The sequence below is a fragment of the Pseudidiomarina fusca genome (assembly GCF_032227045.1).
Classification (GTDB): Bacteria; Pseudomonadota; Gammaproteobacteria; order Enterobacterales; family Alteromonadaceae; genus Pseudidiomarina; species Pseudidiomarina fusca.
Genome location: NZ_JANFPJ010000059.1, coordinates 1 through 4,081, shown reverse-complemented (window position 1 = coordinate 4,081; position 4,081 = coordinate 1). Strand labels below are relative to the sequence as shown.

The following is a 4,081-nucleotide window of genomic DNA, read 5'->3' as shown; positions in this document are numbered from 1 at the left end:
GGAGACCTATTGGCCATCGACTATCTCCGATAAAAGCCCTAACGCCCGCAATAAACGGCGCGAGGAACGAGCGTCCGGCGACCGCTGGGAGCGTATTTTATGGCTTGGTTATGCATTTAGTCGTACCACCACGCCTGAGTTTTCATAAACTCACAAAACTGAGATTTGTGATATTGAGCCATTACCCCTTCTGCATTAAGAGCGTCGCGCTTCAATATATACCCTTCAATTATCTTTAATGAATTTGGAACGGTAATCCATTCATATTTTGAGTCCGCCCCTGAAACTATGCCCTGCACTTTTTCGACAGCCTTCTCCGCACGTTCCTTCGTAAGATCAGACTCAGCTATACGCATATCTGGCGCAACATCCTCGTTAACGGGACACAAATTTTCAGCCCTAGCCACCACGCTTGATAAGAGTAAAGCAATCAATAACAGAAATTTCATCAAATACCCTTCGAATGCATAACGCGAAATTAAGGGGCGCGCTGAAAGCGCGTCCCAGCGAGTGTAACGAGCGAGCTTGAATTCCTTGTTAGGCCTGGCTTGGCACATAGCTTTGCAAGAAGCCGTAAAAAAGTGAGTTGAGCTTGCCAGCACATACTGTAAATGCATCTGCGGCTTGTTCTAGATCGGATATTTCGATAATGCCAGTACCGCTGAGCCTCTGCGCCCCACTTGGAGCAGTGCAAGGCTTACCATGAATTATTCTATTTCGCTCGTTAACCAAAGCGAGGAACTCCGAGGCCAGCGAACTCAACTCCTCGCGCTCTTTCGACTTTGGCATGTTTCGTACGATGTTTGCGAAATATTTGCCAATTGTTCCGGCCGTCATTTCTTCAGAAGTGATCTTAGCAACTGAACCCGGATAAACTTTCTCGCTGCACCATACGACTTGCCATTCACATCGTGCGAATGCGTAAGTCGCGAGGCCAAGAGCAGACAGATACTCTGGATCAGCTGGAATTAGTTTTCGCTCGTCAGACATTCTGCCATTTCTCTTCGGTAGGCCTAACGCCCCTAAGCAGGGGCATATTTTGCGTTTTGAGCGCAGCGAAGCAAAATATGTCCCTGCTTAGGATTGTTAGACGCTACTCTGATTGAGTCAGAACGACTACCCTTTCCCCAGTTTCCTTACTTACGGCCAGAACTTCCTTTAGCTCCCATTTATCCGCCAAATTCGTGGCGTAAACATATACTTCAGCACTTCCTTTAGAGCCAGAAATAGAATAATTTAGATTGGCTGTGCCACCAGAGCCACCATACGAAATTTCGCCGAGGACGAATAACCCAGGCTTGGGGTTCTCTCCAACTATTGATATGACCTGAGGGTTGGATTGAACTGCGTCAACGGACAAATCATATGCCTCTCCCTTCATCATATTAGTAAGTAGGATGAAACATAGTGGGAGAATAACCAGAACAAGCGCTAACCCAGAATTCCTCCATTTTTTCTGAGTCGATTTAAAATGCTCAACATCTCGCCAAGTTCGGTTCCGCCATGCCCACTCGCTTCCTTTGGCACCCAGCACGAAGATCATTACAATATTGACCAGAGGAACAAACATTAGAAGCGCTATATAAGTGCTATTTCCAATGCCCCATATCCAGTTGAGCAAGAAAGCGCCCCAATTCCATCCCTTTATTTCATTGGGCACAACGGAGTCCTTCCCCATTCCCGAAATATACTCTCTTTCCATATTAATACTCACTCTCCGATTTTCGTCTAACGCCTTGCTCACCGGAAAATTGGGAGCGCAGCGAGTAATTTTTCCGCGTGGAGCAACTTGTTAGCTCTCAATCTCTCGGGCTATTTGATGGCAAAGTACGCGACACCGGCGGCCGCCGCGAAAATCAGCATCACTTTTATTAACTTCCGGTTTCGTGGAGCTAGACCAGCCTGTTTGAGTTCAGACCTCCACAAGCGCTCTACTGCAATGTATTGAGCCAACACTTTCTCAGCCTCAAACCCTAAGCCTGCAATGAGGGTTGAGCACGAATGCGCCGCTTTGTCTCGCTTGGCCTTCATACCTGCAAGGTGATACCAAGCCGAAATAAATGAGGATACGCAAACATAATCATCTAATTGCTGAAGCTCATCTCTGCTGGGCTGCACCAGTTGCTGAGTGTCAAATTTCCATTGGAGATTCGCTGCTTTAATTACAGCAGATTTACGCTCCATAAATGCAGCAACCATCTCAGGGCCATGAGACCGAATGGCATTCTCTAGATCTCGCGTGAGCTCTTCAATTTCATTCTGGATTTCAGTTGCTCGCACATGGACTCCTTGAAAGCTAACGCCCTGTTAAGGGGCTGATTAATGTTTGGCTAAAATGTGTAGCGTAGCGAAACCGAGCCAAACATTAGCAGTCCCGCGCTTAAACAGCTTGTTATGCATTCTCCGCTACCAAGTAGTTTCCTATTTCGTCATCGGTTTTAAATAGTGATAAATAGGTATCTATAAACCACTCTTTTGCACCATTTACCGCCAATACTTGTTCGCGTGTAACTTGATAACAATCGAAAATATCATCACTACTGAATGGAGAGTCCTCACCATTTTGAATTGTGAAAACTCGGCCTTTTTCGTTTGTGTAGACATGACAAGTTACTGCGCAATCTTTTTGATTAGTGTTTGGCCATTCACCAGTAATAAATGACAACCAAATATGGCGTTCATTTTGATGATCAAGCATAGCAACGCAAAAAGCTGTTTCACCTTCATCACTATACTTAAACATGCCACGAATAAATTTATTTTCGTGATCTCTACCGCATTTACATTTTCGATAATATTCTTTTCGATTCTTAATCATTGACAATTTCGCCATACTTCCGTGAATGCATAACGCCTTACTAATGGGCGCAAAAATGCTTGGCTAAAATTAGCAACGAAGGAGCACAAACCAAGCGTTTTGCGTCCTTTTGAGTAACTTGTTACGTGGCTATTCACGCCCATATAGAACATCATTTCGATGCTCCCAAAATTCATATAATTTAAAGCGAGTTTGAATAATTAAATTTACGACTTTTTCTAGCGAGTCTTCCGTAAACTGGACGTATTCCTGATGCATTCCTTTTTTTGACATTTTTAGACGAACATAGGTGTAGCCTTCATCATCTGTACTTTCCCAGTTTGCATGAGCAACTAAATTTCTTAGTCGTGCAGATTCTCTTAAATCTGTAATTAATTGCTCGTAACCAATTAACTGTTTATCTAAGCCAATTTGGAAGTCATCACAAAAGCGCTTTAGCAAATCAACTTTCGCTGAGTAATTCATTTTGTTTAGAACAATTAAGCCAGTAGCATCGGTTCTATCCGTAAAGTTTTCGCACAATACAGAATCTAATGAGCTTTCAAGAGAATTAAAGTACATGACAATTAAGCCAATATAAGGCAATGCATTATCTAGATATTCTTCTGCTTTGTCTTCATCTTCTACTTCGTGAGATAAATGCTGGATGAAATCTCTAAGTTTAGTCTTCATGCGGTATCAGAATTCTCCATAGACACGTAACGCCTCGCATAACGGGCTAATAATGCTTGGCTAAAATTGGTGAGCACGAACCAAGCCAAGCTTTATTAGTCCATGCGTTGATGCGTTTGTTAGCTGTATGGTTACTCATATTTAACTACAACTTTATTAAACCATCCATAACTAGTTTCTGATAAATATTCTTGCCCATTAAGCCTGTGAGATATCTTTATTGTAGAGTTATCCAACCACTCCACACCTGGCGCCACTTCGTTTGGGTGCCCTGGTATGATGAATATATTGGCTGATTCATTTGGTAGCTTAACATCTGCGCCTAAAATAGAAATCTGAGTAGAAAACCCTGTAGTTGCACCACAATCACGCTGGAACACTACTATCCGATTTTTGTTATCAGGTGAATAAGCTTCCGCATGGAGATAATTGCCACACATATCGGGGAAAGTAAAATATACCCATAAGATAAAAAATGTAGAAATTACCCCAGCTAAAATACCTAGCCGAACTATAAGTTTTATTATGAAGTCCATTGAATACAGCTAACGCCTGCAGCAACGGCCGCAATGGAGCAGCGAAGCTGCGGAA

The 4,081-nt window shown here is 43.1% G+C and carries 7 protein-coding genes; all 7 read right to left on the bottom strand.

What is annotated here, in order from left to right; all coding sequences use genetic code 11:
• Positions 1-116 precede the first annotated feature (116 nt).
• The 7 genes from NOG12_RS12875 to NOG12_RS12845 all read right to left on the bottom strand — a co-directional run bounded on the left by NOG12_RS12875 (position 117) and on the right by NOG12_RS12845 (position 4,026).
• Positions 117-449, bottom strand: coding sequence for a hypothetical protein (locus tag NOG12_RS12875; protein ID WP_110077040.1), 333 nt, complete (start codon positions 447-449; stop codon positions 117-119).
• An 88-nt stretch (positions 450-537) separates the two neighbouring features.
• Positions 538-990 (bottom strand): hypothetical protein, encoded by a 453-nt coding sequence (locus NOG12_RS12870; RefSeq protein ID WP_313933473.1) that lies wholly within the window; start codon positions 988-990, stop codon positions 538-540.
• Positions 991-1,093: 103 nt separating this feature from the next.
• Positions 1,094-1,702 (bottom strand): cytochrome c oxidase assembly factor Coa1 family protein, encoded by a 609-nt coding sequence (locus tag NOG12_RS12865; RefSeq protein WP_313933472.1) that lies wholly within the window; start codon positions 1,700-1,702, stop codon positions 1,094-1,096.
• Between the two features lie 110 nt (positions 1,703-1,812).
• Entirely contained in the window at positions 1,813-2,280 is a 468-nt protein-coding gene (locus tag NOG12_RS12860; protein ID WP_313933471.1) for a hypothetical protein, read from the bottom strand.
• 112 nt (positions 2,281-2,392) lie between these two features.
• Positions 2,393-2,818 carry a hypothetical protein gene (locus tag NOG12_RS12855; protein WP_313933470.1) on the bottom strand — a complete coding sequence of 142 codons (426 nt, stop codon included), beginning with the start codon at positions 2,816-2,818 and terminating at the stop codon, positions 2,393-2,395.
• A 129-nt stretch (positions 2,819-2,947) separates the two neighbouring features.
• Positions 2,948-3,490 (bottom strand): hypothetical protein, encoded by a 543-nt coding sequence (locus NOG12_RS12850; protein WP_313933469.1) that lies wholly within the window; start codon positions 3,488-3,490, stop codon positions 2,948-2,950.
• Between the two features lie 131 nt (positions 3,491-3,621).
• On the bottom strand, positions 3,622-4,026 hold the full coding sequence (locus NOG12_RS12845; protein ID WP_209328351.1) for a DUF5412 family protein: 405 nt from the start codon (positions 4,024-4,026) through the stop codon (positions 3,622-3,624).
• Positions 4,027-4,081 lie beyond the last annotated feature (55 nt).

What these genes read in the sequence shown, in the direction of transcription:
- NOG12_RS12845 (WP_209328351.1), bottom strand. Translation starts at nt 4,026, where the DNA reads ATGGACTTCATAATAAAACTTATAGTTCGGCTAGGTATTTTAGCTGGG.
- NOG12_RS12870 (WP_313933473.1), bottom strand. Translation starts at nt 990, where the DNA reads ATGTCTGACGAGCGAAAACTAATTCCAGCTGATCCAGAGTATCTGTCT.
- NOG12_RS12850 (WP_313933469.1), bottom strand. Translation starts at nt 3,490, where the DNA reads ATGAAGACTAAACTTAGAGATTTCATCCAGCATTTATCTCACGAAGTA.
- NOG12_RS12875 (WP_110077040.1), bottom strand. Translation starts at nt 449, where the DNA reads ATGAAATTTCTGTTATTGATTGCTTTACTCTTATCAAGCGTGGTGGCT.
- NOG12_RS12855 (WP_313933470.1), bottom strand. Translation starts at nt 2,818, where the DNA reads ATGATTAAGAATCGAAAAGAATATTATCGAAAATGTAAATGCGGTAGA.
- NOG12_RS12865 (WP_313933472.1), bottom strand. Translation starts at nt 1,702, where the DNA reads ATGGAAAGAGAGTATATTTCGGGAATGGGGAAGGACTCCGTTGTGCCC.